Annotated in this window: 15 protein-coding genes; 8 read left to right on the forward strand and 7 right to left on the reverse strand. The window is 35.1% G+C overall.

Going from position 1 to position 22326, the window contains the following annotated elements; genetic code table 11:
• Position 1: 1 nt before the first annotated feature.
• The gene (locus HNS38_RS14260) at positions 2-703 is read left to right on the forward strand and encodes a hypothetical protein (RefSeq protein ID WP_172280366.1); all 702 of its coding nucleotides are present in this window, start codon (positions 2-4) and stop codon (positions 701-703) included.
• Positions 704-939: 236 nt separating this feature from the next.
• On the opposite strand, the gene HNS38_RS14265 is transcribed toward HNS38_RS14260, so the two are convergent.
• From HNS38_RS14265 to HNS38_RS14285, 5 genes are all read right to left on the reverse strand, one after another.
• Positions 940-2388, reverse strand: coding sequence for a PAS domain S-box protein (locus tag HNS38_RS14265; RefSeq protein ID WP_172280368.1), 1449 nt, complete (start codon positions 2386-2388; stop codon positions 940-942).
• A 164-nt stretch (positions 2389-2552) separates the two neighbouring features.
• A complete protein-coding gene (locus HNS38_RS14270) occupies positions 2553-3416 on the reverse strand; it encodes an RNA polymerase sigma factor RpoD/SigA (RefSeq protein ID WP_172280370.1) in 864 nt (287 codons plus the stop codon).
• Between the two features lie 62 nt (positions 3417-3478).
• The gene (gene pnp, locus HNS38_RS14275) at positions 3479-5731 is read right to left on the reverse strand and encodes a polyribonucleotide nucleotidyltransferase (protein ID WP_172280372.1); all 2253 of its coding nucleotides are present in this window, start codon (positions 5729-5731) and stop codon (positions 3479-3481) included.
• A gap of 121 nt (positions 5732-5852) precedes the next feature.
• Positions 5853-6122 carry a 30S ribosomal protein S15 gene (gene rpsO, locus HNS38_RS14280; protein WP_172280374.1) on the reverse strand — a complete coding sequence of 90 codons (270 nt, stop codon included), beginning with the start codon at positions 6120-6122 and terminating at the stop codon, positions 5853-5855.
• Positions 6123-6326: 204 nt separating this feature from the next.
• Positions 6327-7316, reverse strand: coding sequence for an N-acetylmuramoyl-L-alanine amidase (locus tag HNS38_RS14285; RefSeq protein WP_172280377.1), 990 nt, complete (start codon positions 7314-7316; stop codon positions 6327-6329).
• Positions 7317-7621: 305 nt separating this feature from the next.
• Between HNS38_RS14285 and HNS38_RS14290 the strand changes: the two genes are divergently transcribed.
• The gene (locus tag HNS38_RS14290; protein WP_172280379.1) at positions 7622-9265 is read left to right on the forward strand and encodes an SPOR domain-containing protein; all 1644 of its coding nucleotides are present in this window, start codon (positions 7622-7624) and stop codon (positions 9263-9265) included.
• Positions 9266-9381: 116 nt separating this feature from the next.
• Complete coding sequence (locus tag HNS38_RS14295; protein WP_172280381.1) at positions 9382-11655, forward strand: inorganic phosphate transporter; 2274 nt, start codon at positions 9382-9384, stop codon at positions 11653-11655.
• A 749-nt stretch (positions 11656-12404) separates the two neighbouring features.
• On the opposite strand, the gene HNS38_RS14300 is transcribed toward HNS38_RS14295, so the two are convergent.
• Together HNS38_RS14300 and gyrB are read right to left on the reverse strand one after the other, a co-directional pair.
• Entirely contained in the window at positions 12405-14549 is a 2145-nt protein-coding gene (locus HNS38_RS14300; protein ID WP_172280383.1) for a carboxy terminal-processing peptidase, read from the reverse strand.
• 190 nt (positions 14550-14739) lie between these two features.
• The gene (gyrB, locus tag HNS38_RS14305; RefSeq protein ID WP_172280386.1) at positions 14740-16698 is read right to left on the reverse strand and encodes a DNA topoisomerase (ATP-hydrolyzing) subunit B; all 1959 of its coding nucleotides are present in this window, start codon (positions 16696-16698) and stop codon (positions 14740-14742) included.
• Between the two features lie 232 nt (positions 16699-16930).
• Between gyrB and HNS38_RS14310 the strand changes: the two genes are divergently transcribed.
• Genes HNS38_RS14310 through HNS38_RS14330 form a run of 5 tightly spaced genes read left to right on the forward strand, consistent with a single transcriptional unit; the run spans position 16931 to position 21869 of the window.
• Complete coding sequence (locus HNS38_RS14310) at positions 16931-17293, forward strand: CoA-binding protein (protein ID WP_172280388.1); 363 nt, start codon at positions 16931-16933, stop codon at positions 17291-17293.
• 4 nt (positions 17294-17297) lie between these two features.
• A complete protein-coding gene (locus HNS38_RS14315; RefSeq protein ID WP_172280391.1) occupies positions 17298-18647 on the forward strand; it encodes a gliding motility-associated C-terminal domain-containing protein in 1350 nt (449 codons plus the stop codon).
• A gap of 23 nt (positions 18648-18670) precedes the next feature.
• Entirely contained in the window at positions 18671-19516 is an 846-nt protein-coding gene (locus tag HNS38_RS14320; RefSeq protein WP_172280394.1) for a transketolase, read from the forward strand.
• The gene (locus HNS38_RS14325; RefSeq protein WP_172280396.1) at positions 19516-20901 is read left to right on the forward strand and encodes a VWA domain-containing protein; all 1386 of its coding nucleotides are present in this window, start codon (positions 19516-19518) and stop codon (positions 20899-20901) included. Before HNS38_RS14320 ends, HNS38_RS14325 begins: the two co-directional genes overlap by 1 nt.
• 14 nt (positions 20902-20915) lie before the next feature.
• Positions 20916-21869, forward strand: a complete 954-nt coding sequence (locus HNS38_RS14330; protein ID WP_172280398.1) for a transketolase family protein — start codon at positions 20916-20918, stop codon at positions 21867-21869.
• The last annotated feature ends 457 nt before the right edge of the window (positions 21870-22326 follow it).

A 22326-nucleotide genomic window follows, 5' to 3' on the forward strand; every position in this document is an offset into this window, starting at 1 on the left:
TATGAAAGCAAAAGTATTTTTTAAATTAGTAGTTATCGCATTAATTATTGGAATAAATGTTAATGTATATGCTCAAGACGAAAAGAGTGAACAAGAGTATAAAACCTTATTTTCAAATAAAGATGGGCGTACTGAGCATGGAGGTTATTTAGGCTTGACCATTGGGTATACGGATATTGACGCAAGACCAGCTCTAGAGATAGGAGGACGTGCTGCATGGGTTATTAATCATCAGTTTGCATTTGGATTTGCTGGAAAAGGGTTCTTTAATAATTTAGATAAGCCTACTCCAGCATTGGATTCTGATTATTTTCTAGCTGGTGGTTATGGAGGTCTTTTCTTTCAACCCATTTTGTTTCCTAAATCACCTGTTCATGTTAGTTTCCCAATTATTTTAGGAGCAGGAGGTGTTTATTTAAACCCAAGAGAAAACAAAAAATACCATTGGGATTACGATTATGACTATAATTATTCCTATGACTCGGATTTTTATTTGGTATTTGAGCCAGGTGTAGAGGTTGAATTTAATATGTTACGATATTTAAGAATGGCAGTTGGGGCTTCTTATAAATTTACTAATGATGTTAACCTTGTATATGAATATGCTGTAGATGGACAAGATGCCAAAAATTCTATCACTGTATCTCCTTCAGCATTGGATAACTTTTCTGTAAATATCGCTATCATGTTTGGTTGGTTCTAGAGGAGTCAAAATATAATATTTCTGATGAAATATTTCTCGGTCGGGTAGGGCTTCAGTTCTATTCGACTTTTTTATTTCTAATAATATGAGCCAATCTAAGTTATCAGTTGTTATGATATAATTGTGCCCATGATGCAATGAAAAACCTTAAGTTATTTGCGAGTAACTTTCGTATACGATAAGTAATTTAAAGGCAGAAGGGAAATAAAAATCATGATGATTAGCCATAGGTATTGCTACTCAGGAGTGAGAACACCACATATGAAATTAACTAAATCTCGAGAAGAAGAAATAGGGGATAGTGTTAGTTTAAATGGTAGTTTTTGTCCAGTACTATCTTTGAGTTTTAATCTGTAGGAATAGTTTTCTTGATATTTTAAGAGTATGCTTTGAATATCGTTTTTAATATTGGTATTTATTTTTTTTGGAACAAATGCACTGATGTTCTTGTTTAGACAACCATTTTGAGAATAACCTAGAGTTTTCTCCCAATTGTCAGAGAGAAAAATAAAATCACCTTTTTTGGTTATGGTAAAATGGATGTCATTTGTATTATTGAGCATTTTTAAGGCTATAGCCTTTTGGGTTCTAAGTTTTTCTTCAAGAGTTTTTATGAGATTAATATTTCTTGCTGAAACTTGTATTTCAATAATAAGTCCTCTTTTGTTTTTTATTGGAGTAAAGAAGAAATTAAACCAAACAGCTTGTTCCATTTGAACTTGGATTTCGCAATTGATTTGCTGGATACCTTCCTCAAAATCATGAATAATTTGGGCTAACCCTGGAAAATCACCTTCCCCAAAGTAGCTGATTATATTATTTTTATCTGCACCTGCTATGAAATTTATTTTTTTTAAAGCTGGATTATGAAATAATATAGAACCTTCTTTGTTTATTCTAAGAATGATATCTTTTTGTTTTTCAACAATGCCCTGATATAAATTTAGTTTTTCAGTAAGCATCATCACCTGTTTTTTTGATTGGTGAATTTGATTCATGAATTCCTTGTTCATTCGTTGATAATCTGTCACTCTTTCTTTTATTGAATCTTCTATATGTTCAGCTTGATTAAGTAATTTTTCTTGGTTAATAATTCTACTAAAAGAGCTTTTTAGTTGGGCTTGTATGTTTTCTATTACGATTTTGAAGTATTGACTATGTGTGAATTCTTTTTTGGATAGCAGGAGGAGGGAGATTTGAGAAGATTTATCCTTTATTATCGGAAGGATTACTCTGGTTTGATAAATAGCCAGATATCTATGAAAAGGATTTGTTTCGTGTTGCTTGGTATTTGATTTAGAGTAGTAATATTTATTCTTCTCAGGAAAAAAATATGAACTGTATTCCAAGGGTTTTTTTTGAGCAGATAATTCAGTCAAAAACTTTTTAGGACAGGATTTTTGTTCTGGAATATGAAAATCTTGGTTTTCATTCTTCCTTTGGAAAAATGCAATCGAATGAATATTAGTAATTTTAGTTAAGTATAAAATGCTGATCTCAAAAACATGTTGCACCGATTTTGCTTTTAACATAGCTTTAGCCATCTCGCTTTTAATATTCATAAATTCAAATATATTAGCCTCGGTACTGTGCAGTGATGGACGTAGCCTAAGCCTTTTGTTTTCTGCAGTCAGCTTGTCTATTTTTTCCTGAAGAGCTTGGTATTTTAGGTCAAGTTTGTTCATTAATAAATGTTCATATGATAGCAAATATAGTTATTCAATTCCTTTTTTTAAGTGATTATGAATATTTTATGATCAAATTTGATGATAAAAATATTATATTATGGTGTAGAAACAAAAAAACCAGAGCTATTAACTCTGGTTTTTTAATCAATTGCAGGTAGCAATTATCCTAAATACGTCTTTAAAATCTTACTTCTAGAAGCATGTTTTAATCTGCGGATTGCTTTTTCCTTGATTTGTCGCACGCGTTCACGAGTTAAGTCAAACTTTTCACCAATCTCTTCAAGAGTCATTGGATGGCTTCCGCCAAGTCCAAAATATAAGCGGATGACATCAGCCTCGCGAGGAGTTAAAGTAGATACTGCACGGTCAATTTCTTTACGTAAACTATCATAAAGTAATTCAGTTTCAGGAGTAACGCCTTCATCATTTTTCAATACGTCGTACATATTGGTTTCCTCGTCAGATAGAAGAGGAGCATCCATTGAAACATGACGTCCATTGTTTTTTAGTGATTCTTTTACTTCTTCAATTGTGATTTCTAAATACTTGGCTATTTCTAATGCTTTTGGCTCGCGCTCCAATTCTTGTTCAAGATGCGCATAAGCTTTATTTATTTTATTGATAGATCCAATTTTATTCAATGGCAAGCGAACGATTCTAGATTGTTCCGCTAATGCCTGAAGAATAGATTGACGAATCCACCAAACAGCATAAGAAATAAATTTAAATCCTCTGGTTTCATCAAAACGTTGAGCTGCTTTAATTAATCCCATGTTACCCTCATTAATTAAATCCGGTAAACTGAGTCCCTGATTTTGATATTGTTTAGATACTGATACTACAAAACGAAGGTTGGCTTTTGTTAGTTTTTCAAGGGCTATCTTGTCGCCTTGCTTGATTCTTTTTGCCAACTCTACTTCTTCGTCTGCTGTGATCAGCTCAACTTTACCAATTTCTTGTAGGTATTTATCTAATGACGCAGTCTCACGATTGGTTACCTGCTTGGTAATTTTTAGTTGCCTCATAGCAAATTATTTATTTCAATTAATCAACTTATATTATACGAAATAAGCATAAATAGGTTGCGTTATCTTCTGCGATCGCGTGAACCTCTATCCCTGTCTCTACTATCTCTGTCTCGTCCACCACCGTTTCCTCTTCCACGGTCGTTGCTTTTTCTGTCTCTATCTTGTCTAGGAGGTCTTTCTACATAACCTTCTGGTTTTGGTAGAAGTGCCTTAGCTGATAGCTTTAATTTACCAGTAACATTATTAACTTCTAATAATTTTACTTTAATCATATCGCCAGCAGATAAAACATCCTCGACATTTTCAACTCTATCGTAGTTGATTTCGGAGATATGTAATAATCCTTCTTTACCAGGCATGATTTCAACAAAAGCACCAAAGCTTGTGATAGACTTAATCTTGCCTTCGTAAGTTTCTCCTTCTTCTGGTTGTGCTGTAATGCCTTTAATCCATGCTATAGCTGCATCAATTGAAGCCTTATCACTAGATGAAATATCAATTACACCTTGGTCACCTACTTCTTCTAATACAATAACCGTTTTTGTTTCAGCTTGAATCTCTTGAATGATTTTTCCACCAGGTCCAATAACAGCACCAATAAATTCTTTAGGAATGAAGATTTTCTCAATTCTAGGAACGTGTGGTTTGTAATCTTCTCTAGGTTCAGAAATAGTCTTTTCCATTTCACCTAAAATATGAAGTCTACCAACGCGCGCTTGCTCTAAAGCTTCCTCTAAAATTTGGTAAGACAAACCATCTACTTTAATGTCCATTTGACAAGCAGTGATTCCATCTCTAGTACCTGTTACTTTGAAGTCCATATCTCCTAAGTGATCTTCATCACCTAGTATATCAGAAAGAATAGCATACTTGTCTGTTTCAGTATCAGAGATTAATCCCATTGCAATGCCTGAGACTGGTTTAGGGATAGCAACACCTGCATCCATCAATGCTAAAGTACCACCACAAACTGTTGCCATTGAAGAAGAACCATTAGATTCTAAAATATCGGAAACAATTCTAATGGTATAAGGTACCTCTGCTTTTGGAGGAATAACATGTTTTAGGGCTCTTAAAGCTAAATTACCATGTCCAACTTCTCTACGGCTTGTACCGCCTTTAAATCTTGCTTCACCAACACTAAACGATGGGAAGTTATAGTGTAACAGGAAATTATTTTTTCCATCCAGGATAGCGCCATCAATCATTTGTTCATCCATCTTGTTTCCAAGAGTAACGGTTACTAATGATTGAGTTTCTCCTCTTGTAAATATAGCAGAACCATGAGTCATGGGAAGGTAATCAACTTCACACCAGATTGGTCTGATTTCATCTAAGTTTCTTCCATCTAAGCGAGATCTTTCATCAAGCATAAAACGACGAATCGCTTTTTTCTCAACGTCATGGTAGTATTTACCAATTAAAGGACCATTTTCCTCAAGAATTTCTTCAGAAAGAGTTTCTTTATATTCATCAATTATAGCTTTGAAAGCAGCCGAACGATCATGTTTTGCGGATGCTTTAGCAGCAACAGCATATACTTTGTCGTAAAGCTTCTCTTCAATATCTTTAGCTAAATCTTCATCACTTGTTTCGTGACAATATTCTCTTTTTGTCTGCGCTTTTTCAATTTCCCCAGCTAGTTCTATTTGACCTTGGCAGTGAATTTTAATAGCGTCGTGAGCGATTTTCATGGCTTCTAGCATTTCTGCTTCCGAAACCTCTTTCATCTCACCTTCAACCATCATGATGTTATCCATTGTTGCAGCCACCATTAAATCCATTGTAGCATTCTCAACCTGATCGAACATCGGGTTTACAACATATTCGCCATCAATTTTAGCTACTCTAACTTCTGATATTGGGCCATGGAATGGAATATCAGAAACAGCTAAAGCAGCAGATGCAGCTAAAGCAGCTAAACTATCGGGCATCACTGTTTTATCCGAAGAGATTAGAAATACCTGAACCTGAGTCTCGGCATGATAATCATCTGGGAATAGTGGACGAAGAGCTCTGTCAATTAAACGAGAAATTAGTATTTCATGTTCCGAAGGGCGAGCTTCTCTTTTGAAGAATCCACCAGGAAACTTACCTGTAGAGGCGTACATTTCTCTATAATCTACTGATAGGGGCATAAAGTCCACGTTATCTTTTGCCTCTTTGCTGGAAACCACAGTTGCTAAAAGCATAGTGTTTCCTTGTCTCACAACAACCGACCCGTCAGCCTGTTTGGCTAGTTTGCCAGTCTCAATGGAAATGGTAGTACCATCTGCCATTGTCATGTTTTTCGTGATCCCAATTTGTGACATAATTTCTTTTCTTATGATTATTAATTCCTTTATAAGGATAAATACCAAAAAAGGCAATCTGAAGAATTGCCTTTAAGGTTTCGTTTTATGTTATTATTGTAGCGATATCTAGAATAAAAGATTACTTTCTTAATCCTAAAGTCTTAATAATACTACGATAACGCTCAATGTCCTTAGACTTAAGATAATCTAACATTTTTCTTCTCTTACCTACTAAAATAACCAAAGATCTTTGAGTTACTTTGTCTTTTTTGTTAGATTTTAAATGCTCGGTTAGATGTTTGATTCTGAAAGTGAATAAAGCTACTTGACCTTCTGGGCTTCCAGTATCGATGTCATTATTACCATGCTCAGAGAAAAACTCTTTTTTAATGTCTGCTGTTAAATACATATTATTGATTCTTTATTTTCTAAATTCGGGCTGCAAAAATACAATTAAGTTTTTGATTGACAAAATATTTTTGCAAAAACTTTTAAGCTTTGTTTAGGTGATTATCAAAACATTAAGCGCCTACGAAATTAATCACTTTTTTTAGTTTTTTACTATTGATATTTAGGAATTATAATTTGATTATTTTGAGCTTGATTTTATGTGCTAGTTTTGTTTGCTATTTTTATAATCAAGAATGCATCCCGCTGTTAGCCAGTCGGCTATAGCTTGTCTGTTTTGGTATTTAATAAAACGTATTTGGTCTTGGCTGTTTTGAATATTCCCTAGTTCTAAAAAGCTGGTTACTGGGTCTGTGTATTTGATCATGTATAGATTGTCTCTTGATTTGGCTACTCCACTAAATCCTCTTGTGGGTTGGTGTTGTTTGTATTTTTTTTCAACAGTATTAATTAAATTGGAGGTGAATTTCTTTCCCGATTTACTTTTTGAACTATAGTAACCAAAAATATCAACCCTTTGATTTTTATATCTCGAATCAATATGGATGACCATCATTCGTTGGTATTTACCTTTATTGGTTTTATATAGTTTGTTAACTGCTCTTGCTCTCTGTCTAAGCTTCTTATTGGAGCCGTATGGGATTTTCTGATTTTTCCAAATGGTTTCTTCTTTATCATTAGGTAGATAGGCCAGATCGCGTATCCCATCGTCTTTATCACGTGTAATCATATATGCCGTTGCTCCATGGCTAATTAATTCTCTGACTAGTCTAAGACTGATATCATATGCGTATTCATCCTCACTTAAAGTATGACCATCTCTTTTTCCCTGTGCTCCAGGGTCCGGCCCGCCGTGGCCTGCGACTACATAAAAAACGGCTCCTTTTAAATCTTGACTTTTGGATTTAACTTGTGCATATTTGCTCCCGAAAATATCAAAGCTTCTAGAAGAACTTAATTGTTTCGCATTGGGGAGCAGGTATTCCTTACCTATAATTAGATAGTTGTTGTCCTTAAGCTTTTTTTCGTTGAGCTTTATGAAGGCTTTTTGCATTTCTGGGCTGTCAATTCCGTTTCGTTCGAGTAGGGTGTGTATTCCATCTCCAGGCTGTGCTTTGACCTTTTTATTCTCGATCTGTGCAGTAGCAATACTAGATAGAATTAGTATATATAGAATGACGCTAAAAAATCTCATCTTTTTTTTACAAAGATATTCTTCAGTGAATTTTGTGAGAACATACTCTATAATATTTATTAAGTTTTGTTTGTTAATATTTGCTTAGAAATCGCTTTGCGCCACAATTAATAATTTGTAATTTCAATTTATAATAAGTTGTTAAAAAAAATGATGTTCTCGAGAGATAATATACTCAGAATGTATATCTTTGTTTTCGTCAAAATGTAAGTTGTTTATGTTATGCTTATCACCCAATTTAGTATATTCGCATCAATAATTTATTATTGATAATCGTATAATGCTCGTGTATTTGAAAAAAAGTTATGAATTATAAATTATTTCTGAGTTGCCTATCACTTGTTGTCTTTTCGATGCTGATTGCAGTTGATACCTATGGTCAAAGAATAAAACCAAATAGGTGGTTTGTTTCTGGAGAAGGTGGTGTTTCTGTGTTTTTTGGTGATATCAAAAGGTATGATTATGTGCCGGACTTTGAATCCCCCAGTGAGATTCAGCCCATGTTTAGTCTTAATGTGGGTAAGGAGTTTTCGCCTGTTTTTGGTGTTAGAGGTCAGTTTTTATATGGCAAGCTTAGTGGTCACAAGAAGTCGGCCAAGTGTAATTTTGAAGGGACTGTTTTTGGTGCGCATGCATTAGTAGATTTTAATCTTATATACCTTTTGACTAAGCATCGGTATGGTGATAGTCGTATTAATATTTTAGCAAGCCTTGGTGTTGGTTATATAAATTGGGACTCAAAATTGTATTCAGATAATCCTTTTCCCGACGGTACTTATTTGGTTGATGAAAACTCTAATGGTGCCTTGAGTTTTCCGGGTGCTTTAAGTATAGAGTATCTCATCACAAAAAATATTTCGGTTGGTATATCTGGAATGTTGTATGTGGTGTCTTCAGATGAGATTGATGCTAAGCCAGGTGGAATAAAAATGGATATGATTAATTATAATAGCATAGGTTTGGTATATCGATTTGATTCTAAAAGAAAAGCTTCTCGAAAAAACATCAAATATCGACTCGATGCTAGTATTTATGAGCCTACAGAAAAGGAACTTCCAATTGTGGGAGGTGCTGTTGTTGCTGTTCCTGAAGGTCAGAATGAATCAGCTGAGTCTGTTAGTAAGAATCAAGACCTTGCTGTTGAGAATGGGCAAGCAGGTGAAGGTGGTAATGGTGAGAAGCAGTTGGTAGAAGAATATGAAGCAGTTGAAAAAACTCATGAATACCAGATTAATCATGAGCTTGAGAAAGAGGCAATGGAGAAGGAGACTTGGGCTTCGAAAGGTGATGATGTTTGGCCAGGTATTAATTTCTCTGTACAAGTAGCTGCAACGAAAAATCCTAGAAGCCCTGAAGAGTTGAAAGAACAGTTTGGTATTAAGTCCAGGGTGTTTGAGAGGTTTGATGGTGAGTGGTATAGATATTCAGTTGGTCATTACGATAAAATGTGGAGAGCTAAAGAGTTAAGGAATACCATAAGAAGTACTAATGGGATTGAAGATGCTTTTATTGTCGTTTATCGCGATAATGAAAGGATAAGTTTAGAAGAGGCATTAAATTATGCTGCAAGAACTCAGTCTGTAGTACTTGTTAAGGAAGAGCAGCAAGTTAGTGAAGAAGATTTAGAGAAAGTTTACCCTTTAATAAGATTAGATCAAAGTATTCCATCGGAAGGTATACTTATTGGAGTGCAGATACTTTCTGTTCGAAACGATCATTATCCTTTAGGTGTATTTAGTGGGATCTATGGAATAGAGAAAAATATCTTGGTTAATATAAAATCACCATGGCATAAATTAATAGCCGTTGGCTTCGATGATTATGAAAATGCTCTTGATTATCAAGACTATGCCAGATCTAAAGGATTTATTGATGCTTTTGTAGTCGCTTTTAAAGATGGGAAGCGAATAAGTATTTCTACCTTGAAGTCTCTCACTAATGGGCAGTAGTTTAGTTTTTCTTTAATCTGTTAACATTAAGTTAATATTGAATTAATACAATCATAATATTTGTTCTTCTCTCCTTGAGTTAAATATGGTTTATTTTGCAAAAAAAACATATTTAAATGGAGAGTATTTATATTGTAATTGTTGGAGTGCTATTTATCTTAGCAATATCCGACTTGGTAGTGGGGGTCAGTAATGATGCTGTAAACTTCCTAAATTCTGCGGTTGGTTCTAAAGCGGCAAGTTTTAAAGTGATTATGTTCGTCGCGGCCCTGGGAGTGGTAGTTGGGGCTACATTTTCAACGGGTATGATGGAGGTGGCCAGAAAAGGAATTTTCCATCCTCAAATGTTTTATTTTTCAGAGATTATGGTGATATTCTTTGCCGTGATGATTACTGATGTCATTCTCTTGGATACTTTCAATACTTTTGGTATGCCAACTTCTACAACTGTTTCAATTGTTTTCGAGTTATTAGGGGCGGCTGTAGCTATTGCCTTATTGAAGGTAATGGGCGATAGTGGATTGTCAGTCTCTGACTACATTAATAGTAGTAAAGCTTTGGCTATTATTTCTGGGATATTGTTATCTGTTGTGGTCGCTTTTTTAAGTGGAGCGATTATACAATATATTAGCAGATTGATTTTCTCCTTCCGATTTAAAAAGAAAATGAAATTATATGGCTCTATTTGGGGAGGGCTCTCTATTGCAGCTATTACATACTTCATTTTAATAAAAGGGCTCAAGGGATCTCCTTATGCTAGTTATGAAATGGCAGATGGAGTGCTGCTTAAGGAGTGGGTTCAGGTAAATGCTGTTTTAATTATAGGTTTTAGCTTTGCTGCTTGGACGGTCTTGCTACAGATGATAACTTGGCTGTTTAAGATAAATATTTCTAAGGTGATTGTGCTGGTAGGTACATTTGCTTTGGCAATGGCTTTTGCAGGAAACGATTTAGTAAATTTTATTGGAGTTCCTTTGGCGGGTTACGAATCATATATGCAGTTTGCCGCTAACCCTGGAGCAGATCCAAATGCTTTCTTAATGACTGGATTGGGTGGCAAAGTTGAAACACCATTTATATTTCTGATTTTGGCCGGTGCAGTGATGGTAGTTACACTTTATTTTAATAAAAAGGCTAAAAGAGTTATTAAAACTTCTGTTGATTTAAGCCGTCAAGATGAAGGTACTGAACGATTTGGGTCTACAATGTTTTCAAAAGTATTAGTTCGTTCGGCAATTCGTGTTAATAAACGTGTTTCCAGTATTCTGCCTCAGAGAACCAATGACTTTATCAGGCAGCAGTTTGATGCTTCTAGAGCTGAAGAGGTTTTGGAAGGAGAGGAAAGACCTGCATTTGATATGATTAGAGCTTCTGTAAACTTAGTAGTGGCTAGTATATTGATATCCTTTGCAACTTCTTTAAAACTTCCTCTATCCACAACTTATGTTACTTTTATGGTGGCTATGGGGACTTCGTTAGCTGATAATGCATGGGGCAGAGAAAGTGCTGTTTATAGAATTACAGGTGTTATTTCTGTAATAATGGGTTGGTTCTTTACAGCTATGGCGGCTTTTACTGTTGCTTTTGTGGTGGCATTTTTATCACAACTAGGTGGTTTTATTGTAATTGGGTTGTTTATTTTAATTGCTGCTTATAGTGTGATTAGATCTCATATTAAAGGTAAAAAATCAGAGGATGCACAAGAAGAAGAAAAACAAGTAAGCGAATTAGCAGAATCGGTGAGTGTTTCAGATATTCATCTAGAATGTAAATCTTCTGCCTCAGATTCTTTCCATTTAGTAGCTGACGTGTTTGGGGGTATGGTAGATGGCTTGGCAAGTGAGAATAGAAAGGAATTAAGTCATACTTTCAAGAAAGCAAAATCTTATAATAAGAAAGTAAAACGAGCAAAAGGTGATATTAAGAATGTCATTTTGCGCCTTGATGATGATGCTTTAAACTCTGCCCAGTATTACACGCTGGTTCTCGATTATATGAGAGAGATTGGTCGCAATTTGATGTTTATTACAGAGCCTTCATTGGAGCATGTTGATAATAATCATAAACCTATAGGTCCAAAGCAGACAGAAGATTTATCTGTCTTAAACAAAGATATTGAATCGTTTGTGAATGCTGCTGTTCAGATCATCACTGAAAGTTCATATCAAAGACTTCCTGACCTATTAAAACAGAGTGAGGGTATATTGAGTAATATGGATGGCTATACTATGGCCCAGATTAAGCGTTTGAAGAAGAATAAAACAGGCGCTAAGAATACAAAGTTATTCTTAGATGTATTGGCTGAGACTAAGTCATTAATGGTGAATATGGTTAATCTGACCAAGTCAATGCGTGACCTATCAAAAATAGGTGGCATGTATTATGAATAAAGTATTGGTGTAAAATAAAATTTTAGAGCCGTTTCTTAATTAGAGCCGGCTTTTTTTTTGACTTATTTGTTCGAGCTAATACTTTCCTCATGGTTAATACAAATATTCCACAGAGATTAGTATGAACCTACTGTATAATTAGAATTTCAGATGTGTATATTGAATGCTGTCTCATTTGAGCTAATTACCTGATGCTATGCAAAGTTTATAAAGACTTCCGCAGGAATGTCTAAGCCGCCTTATATCAAAGTCGTTAAGCCTGACTTACTTCAGGAAGTCGGAGCAAATGGCGTGAAGGAATAAAAAACAATACTGTTTGACCCTCGTTAGTGATCATTCGTAGAATGTCACTATAGGGAGGAGTTTATGCTGACATGTAATCGTCAACATTTATTGTTTTTCCGGAAAGGCATTTGTGGAGTAGTCTTTGATATACAGCGGAGGTTTTGTAACACTTTTCCAAAAAGTGTTGAAGAGAAATATATTATCATGCTTTTTCAGATTAAATGAACCATTTGGGTAATATATTTATTAATAATAGCTTCCTAAATTAACAAGAGAAAAAATGACTAGATTGTCCATCCCCCAGAAAAACACGTTGATCCTATATTTGTCTGGAATGATAATCAATTCATGGCATTGGTTTTGTAAATGAATGTTGAGTTATTCTTTTTCGTTTGTAATAAGAGTGGCCAAAATAAAAGCGGCATCGTTAATAACAATGCCGCTTTTTTAGGGTATTAAATCTTTTATTTCTTTCTAATGGCTTTTAAATCTTCAAGGATGTAAATAGATTCTAAGATATAATTGTCTTTAGTAATCTCGTCGTGCCACTCATCTGTTGTTACTCGTTTTGTACTATCTGCGTTTATTTTTGGGGTATCAAATTTTAAATCTCTAACAGAAATCGCTAAAGTGTCCTCCCCAATGTGCTCGAATTGTTTAATAAAATCTTTTCGGGCTTTTTTATCAATTTCGTACTTATCAAATTTTAGGGGTTCAACAGTTTCTTCTCTTCTTTTCTTCACCCATTTGGCATATTTTTCAATTTCATTAAAGCTTGAGTTTGCTTTTGTTCTTTTGCTGCTATTTTCTTTAATGTATTGATAGTTTGGGATGTAGTTGTCAAGTTTTTGGTATTCAACAGCTGCGATTTCGTCCCAGGGAAGAGCAAAATCCATTTCTTTTTCGCCGAAATCTATATAGGAATAGTTCGTGGGTAAAATAACATCGGGAACAACTCCTTTTAATTGGGTGGCTCCACCATTGATTCTATAGAATTTTTCCATCGTGATTTTTAATGAACCAAAACTTTTATAGTCATTGAACTTTGATGGAAGTAGTCTGTCTAAATCAACAAACTGCTGAACGGTTCCTTTGCCGAATGTGGAATTAGAGCCAACAATAACTGCTCTTTGGTAATCTTGTAGGGCTGCCGCAAGAATTTCTGAAGCAGAAGCGCTGGTCTCACTGACTAAAACAACAAGGTTGCCATCGTAGTTTAGTATGTTATCATGGTCTCTTAATACGCTTTGTTGGCCAATACTGCTTCTTCTTTGTACTACTGGACCTTGATCGATAAATAGACCTGCTATTTCTACTGCGTCACGTAAAGAACCACCACCGTTACCTCGAAGGTCAATAATGACATTGTCAATACCTTCGCTAGTGATTTTTTCTAATTCTTTTTTCATATCAGCACCACAACTTCTGCCTTTAGGATCGTTGAAGTTGGTATAGAAACTTGGAAGATAAATATATCCTACTTCAAGTCCTTTCTCATTTTTTGGGCTAATAACCGCAGATTTCGCATAGGTTTCTTCTCGAATAACTATGTCACGAATAATCGGAACTACCATAATTGTACCATCGGGTTTTTTAATAGTTAGTCTAACCTCTGTTCCTTTGGCTCCTCTAATCAACTTTACGGCCTCGTCAAGTCTCATGTCATAAACGTCTACAGGCTCCTCATCAGCTTGTCCAACCTTCATAATAAGGTCTTCTTCTTTTACAAGGCCAGTTTTCCATGATGGACTGCCCGGCAATACTTCTACTACTCTGATATAACCATCTTTTGGTGATAGTGTGGCTCCGATTCCTTCTAGTTGTCCTGAGAATCGGATATCGAAATCTTCTTTCAATTTTGGAGGGAAGTAATTAGTGTGGGGATCGAAGACGGCAGCTAATGAATTTTCATAAACAGATATTCTATCGGTATTATTTACCTGATCTATCATTCTATGGAACCAGTCGTCCTGTCGTTTGAGAATTTTTTTTCTAGCGTCTGCTTCTAGTTCTGGAAAAGTTTTAATAGTTACAGTATCACTTTTTTCTGAAGCATCGGTTTGTTCCTTTAGTTTGGTGCTGATGTTCGTAATGGTTTGGTATTTTAATGCTTTTCTCCAACGTTCTTTTAACTCATTCATATTTTTACAATAAGAAACTTTGTCAGGATCCATTTCAATAGATTCATCAATTTCATAATTGAAGGGTTCTGCAAGTATTTCTTTATAAAGCTCTTGTATTTGGAGTGTTCTTTTGTTTAGGGTAGAAATAGAAATGTTGAAAAAGTCTAACTTGTCCGCTGTAAGTTGATTGTCTAATTCGTATTTATACTCTGACAACATGTCTATGTCTTCCTGTAATAAGAAGTTTTTGCTTCTATCGATATTCTTCACGTATTCTTCGAAAAACTCAAAAGACAAGCTGTCGTTAAGTTCTTTAGGAGAATAATGTGCTCTTTCTAAAGAAGAGATAATCACATTGCTTAAAATCTTATTCTTTTTATTGTCGAATATTTTTTGCTGAACTTCGTCTTCAATGTCGGTCTGCGCAAATATGGGAATGTTGAATAATAGTATGATTGCGATTAGTAGATTCGTGTTTCTGATCATTTTGGGTTTTTTAATTATTGTAAAAGTGGTGGTACAAAAAAATAATCTCATCAATTTTCAAAAATAGGAAATTTACTTCAGCAAATGCCTGTTATGCCGTTAATATTTGTTAAGCTAAATAAAAAAAACACCCGACGTTTGCCGGGTGTTTTTTGGAATATATATTGAGTTTAATTAAGATACAAATACCTTATACATCGATATTTGCATATTTCGCATTCTGTTCAATGAATTCTCTACGAGGAGGAACTTCATCTCCCATTAACATAGAGAATACGTGATCTGCTTCAGGTTCATTTTCAATTTCAACTCTTCTGAGTGTCCTTCCTTCCGGATCCATGGTGGTATACCATAATTGCTCTGCGTTCATTTCTCCAAGACCTTTATAGCGTTGGATATGAACCCCTTTGTCTTTCCCGTCGGTGGCCATTTTGGAAACGAATAAATCGCGTTGGTCATCATCCCAAGCATAATGTTCTTCCTTGCCTTTTCTAACTAAGTATAAAGGGGGAGTAGCAATATAAACATAGCCTTTTTCGATTAATTCTTTCATGTAACGGAAAAAGAATGTTAGGATTAATGTGGCGATATGACTACCGTCCACATCGGCATCCGTCATGATGATGATTTTGTGGTATCTAAGTTTATTTATGTTTAAGGCTTTGCTATCTTCCTCGGTTCCAATTGAAACTCCAAGCGCCGTAAACATAGTTTTGATTTCCTCATTTTCAAAAATCTTATGAGGCATTGCTTTCTCCACGTTTAAAATCTTACCTCTAAGAGGAAGGATGGCTTGGTATTTTCTGTTTCGTCCTTGCTTGGCTGTTCCACCCGCAGAATCTCCCTCCACTAGGTATATTTCACTCAAAGCAGGGTCTTTTTCAGAGCAATCAGCAAGTTTACCAGGTAAGCCTGAACCAGAAAGCACATTCTTTCTTTGCACCAATTCACGAGCTTTACGAGCAGCATGACGAGCGGTAGCAGCTAAAATCACTTTGTCGACAATTCGTCTGGCATCTTTTGGATTTTCTTCTAAATAATTATTCAAGGCTTGAGAAATCATTTGATCAACAGCTCCCATTACTTCGCTATTTCCTAGCTTGGTTTTGGTTTGCCCTTCAAACTGTGGCTCTTGAACTTTAACGCTAATAACAGCTGTTAAGCCTTCTCTAAAGTCATCACCATTAATATCAAACTTCAACTTAGTTAATAAGCCAGATTTGTCTGCATAAGACTTTAGTGTTCTGGTTAAACCTCTTCTGAAACCACTTAAATGCGTTCCTCCCTCATGGGTGTTAATGTTGTTTACATAAGCATGAACATTCTCAGAGAAAGAAGTATTATATCTCATGGCGATTTCGATGGGAATACCATTCTTTTCGCCTTCCATATAGATGGCGTTCGGAATCAATTTTTCACGAGTTTCATCCAAATAGTCAATAAAATCATTAAGACCTTTTTCAGAATGATAGGTTTTGTTTTTAAACTCACCATCATCTCCGTTTTCTCTTTCGTCTATCAGTTTTAAGGTAATACCTTTATTTAAAAAGGCCAATTCACGCATTCTATTAGCAAGAGTGTCGAAATTGTATTCGGTAACTGTAAAGATGGATGCATCAGGTAGGAAAACAACTTCGGTTCCTGTTTTATCAGATTCCCCAATTTGTTTTACATCATATAATGGTCTTCCGATATTATATTCTTGTTGGAATATTTTTCCTTCACGATATACAGTAGCGATTAACTGCGTAGATAAGGCGTTCACACAAGAAACACCAACCCCGTGTAATCCACCAGAAACTTTATAGGACCCTTTGTCAAATTTACCACCAGCATGAAGCACGGTCATTACTACTTCTAAAGCAGAGCGTCCTTCTTTCTCATGAATCCCAGTGGGGATTCCACGTCCATTATCTGTTACCTTTATGGAATTATTTTCTTGGATAACAACTTCTATAGTATCGCAATGGCCAGCCAATGCTTCATCAATAGAGTTGTCAATTACCTCATAAACCAAATGGTGTAAACCTTTGGATGAAATGTCGCCGATATACATAGCAGGACGTTTTCTAACCGCCTCTAATCCTTCTAATACCTGTATGTTATCCGCCGAATATTCGTTTTGTTTATTCAATTCTTGATCTGTCATAAGTACATTCAATTATAGTCGCGCAAAGATAATTAAAATATGCTAAGATTGGGTGTTTTAAAGCTTCACACAATATTTGTTTTTATTAACAATTGTTAATGTTTGAAAGGCTTGAAGTCCTTGTGCTTATAGGTCGTTTTATTTGAGTCAATTGTGGATAAGAGATTATTGATATTGACCTTATTTTACACTTGTCGTCCATCTTTTATTTTATCTTTGCCAAAAAAACCACATGCAAAAGAAAACTTTGGTATTGGGAGCTAGCCCAAAGCCAGAAAGATATTCTTATAAAGCAGTGAAAATGCTTCAAGAATATCAACATCCAGTTGTGGCAGTTGGATTTCGTGAATCAGTAATAGATACGATCCCAATCCATAAGGGAGAGCCCATTTTCGAGGGTGTCGATACTTTGACTCTTTACCTTGGCCCTCAAAATCAAAAGAATATTTATCATTATATACTAAAGATTAATCCTAAACGTATTATCTTTAACCCAGGTACCGAAAATTCTGAATTAATGAATTTGGCAAAAGAGAATGGAATTGAAGTAGAAGTTGCATGTACCTTGGTTTTATTATCAACCAATCAATATTAGTTTTATGAAGCAATGGAGCTTATACCTGTTAATTATCCTATTATCATTGAGTAGTGTTTTAGTGGCCCAAGCCCAAATTGAGTCTCGTTTAGCGATTCATTGTGCCACTAAGCAAATTGAAATTCCAGTTCAGTTTAAAAATTTGGAGAACATTAAATCCATACATCTTAAATTGAAATTTGACAATACCTTGATTCAATTTGATAGTAGTGTGTATCATAATTCTGATTTTGAATTAGAGAATAAAGAGGAGTATAGAATAAAAACTTCTGTATCTAACGATACCATCTCAATAGATTGGGCAGCCTACTATGGAGTTAACCTAGAGGATGGTCTATTTCTATCACTGCTTTTTACAGAAAAGCCCAGTGCAAATGGGGATGCAATTTTTACTTGGTTTGAAGAGGTTTGTAGTTTTACTAATGTTACAGATTTAGATATTGATGCTAGTTATATAGTAGATGCTAGCTTGCCTGTACCTTATGTAAGTGAAGTTGAAATAGACTTTGAACAATTTACAATTGGCTGTAGAGATGATAGTGAAAATGGTGGTTGTAAAGCTCAAGCAGAAGTTAATATATCTGGAGGAACGGCTCCATATATTTATAAATGGAACGATAAGTTTAATCAGAATGATAGTATTGCAATAGGTCTTTGTCAAGACCCAGTTTTTGTTTCTATTCGTGATGCAGGAGGTTGTATTTATGGAGATTTGTTCAAACCTGTTATTTATGCTGCTGCAGTATATGATATAGCCGCAAATCCAGAAGAAATTTACATTACAAAACCCGATGTGGAATTTGCAATAGAAATAGAGGATGGTTTTATTGAAAAATATGAATGGGATTTTGGTGATGAATCTAAAGCCTATTCAGATATCACGACCCATACTTATCAACAAGTGGGTACCTATGATATCTCCCTTTATACTGAGAATATAGATGGGTGCGATACTATTGTTTATTTAAATACTTTTGAAGTAAAAGAATTAAATTTTTGTATCCCCAATGTATTCACTCCTAATGGGGATGGTGTAAATGATACTTGGATTTTTAAAATTATTGGTGGTGATGGTGGAGGAGAAGATTCTGAAGAGTCATTAAAATCAACAGGAATTCAAGAAGTAACCAAGTGTACTGGAGATGATTTAGTGTTTCAAGAACATTTTAAATCTACCGAGTTGGTGATATTTAATAGGAATGGCTCCAAACTTTTCGATTGTATAAATTGTACAGATAATTGGGATGGCGGTGGATTGCCAGATGGAGTTTATTTTTATGTATTTACATGGGAAGGTGAATATTCAAATGGAAAAGAACAAGGAAGTGTAACCATTCTCGGCGGACAGAATTAGAAAATTATTGACTAAAAATAGAAATGGAGAAAGTTAATCAAATCGAAGCGTTTGCTTCACAAGTTAGAAGAGACATTATCAGAATGGTACATGGCGTGAAATCTGGTCATCCAGGTGGTTCATTGGGTTGTGCTGATTTCTTAAGTACTCTTTATCAAGAGGTATTGGATTATAGTCCTGAGAATTTTACTTTAGATGGAACAGATGAGGATTTGTTCTTCCTATCAAATGGACATATTTCGCCAGTATGGTATAGTGTTTTAGCTCATAGTGGATTTTTCCCAGTTGAAGAATTAGCTACCTTTAGAAGATTGGGAAGTCGACTACAAGGACATCCTACTACTCATGATCATTTACCAGGTATTAGAATCGCTTCGGGTTCACTTGGTCAGGGTTTGTCGGTAGCTAACGGAGCAGCACAAGCTAAAAAACTTAATGGCGACAAGCATTTAGTGTATACACTTCATGGTGATGGTGAATTGAATGAGGGTCAAATCTGGGAAGCTGCTTTATATGCTGCAGCTAAAAAAGTGGATAACCTCATTGCAACTATCGATTATAACCAAAAGCAAATAGATGGTCCTATTGAGGAAGTAATGGATTTAGGGGATTTAAAAGCAAAATGGTTAGCCTTTGGTTGGGAAGTTTTAGAAATGGATGGTAATCAAGTTTGTGAGATTATCGATACCATGAAAATAGCCAAATCAATGACAGGTAAAGGAAAACCTATCGTTATCATTATGAAAACAGAAATGGGTGCCGGAGTCGACTTTATGATGGGAACTCATAAATGGCATGGTTCACCTCCAAATGATGAACAAGCTGCTGATGCACTTTCTCAATTAACAGAAACGCTTGGCGATTATTAATGATTAAAAAACTTATATATTACATTTCTATAGTTTCTTTACTTCTTGTACTGAAGCCTTTAGCGGCTCAAGAGCAAAAACAAGAAAAAGAAGAAATCACTCGTTTACTTTTTGTATTCGATGCTTCTCAATCTATGTTCGGACGTTGGAATTACCAACAGAAGATATTTGCAGCTAGAGAAATATTATCCAACTTTTTGGATAGCCTAGCAACAGTTGAGAATGTAGAAGTGGCTTTTCGAGTATTTGGTGATCAATATCATGTGCCTCCTCAAGTTTGTGAAGACAGTCGATTGATTGTGCCGTTCGCAAAGAATAATTCTAAAAAGATTAAAAAGGCGCTTAAAGATATTGTTCCCAAAGGAACTACACCAATTTCTTATGCTTTAGAAGAGGCTGCTGCTGACTTCCCCGATTGTGATCATTGTAGAAATATCATCATTTTAATAACTGATGGTATTGAAGAATGTGAAGGAGACCCATGTGAAGTCAGCCTACGCCTTCAGGCCAAAGGAATCATGTTGAAACCATTTGTAATTGGAATTGGAAAAGATTTTAAAGGACAATACGATTGTGTGGGAACTTTTATTGAAGCAGTTACTGAAGAGGATTTTGTAACTGGATTAAATGTGATGATCAGCCAGGCTTTGAATAATACTACGGCGCAGATTAATTTGTTGGATGCAAATAATCAGCCATCAACAACTAATGTAGCGGTAAGCATATATGATCATTATACAGGTTTGATGAAGCATAATTTTATTCATACCCTGAATGCTTTTGGGGTTCCTGATACTTTATTTTTAGATCCTAGAAATGTATATGATATAGTGGCTCATACCATACCTCAAGTGAGATTGGATAGTGTTATTATAAATGAAGCTGAACATAATACCATTGCCTTAAAAGCACCAGTTGGAGTTTTGAATTTAGAAGTAGATAGTAAAGAGCCCATAAATGGGATGCAAGCATTGGTGCGAAAACCAAATGGTCCTCTTACTTTAAATGTGCAGCAGTTCGGACAAAAAGAAACTTATTTAACGGGTTATTATCAGTTGGAAGTTCTAAGTCTGCCGCGTTTAATCATTGATAGTATACTGATTTCTCAAAATCATGTGACCAATGTAGATATTCCTGGACCGGGTATTTTGGTAGTCAAGAAGCCAGGCCTTGGTTATGGAAGCATATTTGAAGAAACAGAGGAGGGCTTAGAATGGGTTTATCGATTTAGAAATGAAATTAATCATATTGAATCTTTATACCTATTACCTGGCAATTACCGTATTGTTTATAGAAATAAGTTTTCAAATTCCACTTTAGATAGTATCGAAAAGCGTTTTAAAATTAAAACTGGAGCTACAGTAACTCTGGATTTAAACAAATAGTGAAAATAAATATGATGAAAAAATATACATATACAGAGAAAAAAGATACGCGTTCAGGGTTTGGAGCTGGTCTTTATGAGTTAGGTAAAACAAACCCTAATGTGGTAGCATTGTGTGCTGACCTAATAGGATCATTAAAAATGAATCAATTTGCTGACGAGTTTCCAGATCGTTTCTTTCAAGCTGGAATAGCAGAAGCGAATATGATTGGTATGGCTGCAGGTTTAACCATTGGAGGTAAAATTCCTTTTGCTGGTACTTTTGCCGCTTTTGCTACTGGTAGAGTTTATGATCAAATTCGTCAAAGTGTAGCTTACTCCGAAAAGAATGTGAAAATATGTGCTTCTCATGCTGGAATTACCTTAGGAGAGGATGGTGCAACACATCAAATCCTCGAGGATATTGGTTTGATGAAGATGTTACCAGGTATGACAGTTATTCATACTTGTGATTATAATCAAACCAAAGCAGCTACTTTAGCCATAGCAGAGCACGAAGGTCCCGTTTATTTAAGATTTGGACGTCCAGTTGTGCCTAATTTTACTGTAGCAGACGAGAAGTTTGAGATAGGAAAAGCTCAAATGTTGAACGAAGGTACTGATGTTACTATTGTAGCAACAGGACATATGGTATGGGAAGCTATTTTGGCTGGTGAGGAACTTGAAAAACAAGGGATCTCTGCAGAAATCATTAATATTCATACCATTAAACCTTTGGATGATGCTGCTATTTTGAAATCAGTTGCAAAAACGGGTTGTTTGGTAAGTGTGGAAGAGCACATGGTTGCAGGTGGTTTAGGAGAAAGTATTGCCTCATTATTGGCAAAAAATACACCTTGCCCTATGGAATTAATTGGCGTTAATGACGAATGGGGACAGAGCGGAACACCTGTCCAGTTATTGGAAAAATATGGCCTAAATTCGGAAAGCATTATACAGTCAGCTTTAAAAGTTGTAAAGAGAAAATAAGTTTAACATAGGATGTTAAAAAACAGGTCTTTGACCTGTTTTTTACTTTGTGTATAAACAACAGTTTATTAATGAAAACTGTTGTTTACCTTAATTAAAATACAAGAATTATAATTTGAATTCCGAAATTCAGACAAGTCTACTAAAACCATTTAGCTAAGTTATTGATACTAGGATTTGTACTATTCTGGCATGTATTTTGTTATAAAAAGGTCTGAGTTCTTTCATTAAGTTAATCTTAATAAATAGCGTTGGAGTGGTTACCGCGCTATGGAGTAGTGATACTCCGCATAATTAATATTTTTTTAATAATTGTTCGAAAGCCAGAGAATTTCTTCTTTGGCTTTTTTTTGTGCCTGATTTTATGAAATAAATTTAAAAGAAATACATCTATTTCAACAAAAAAAAACTCCAAGAACTAGAATAAAATTCCAGTCCTCAGAGTTTTTTTAATAAA

Source organism: Lentimicrobium sp. L6 (assembly GCF_013166655.1).
Taxonomy (GTDB): Bacteria; Bacteroidota; Bacteroidia; order Bacteroidales; family UBA12170; genus UBA12170.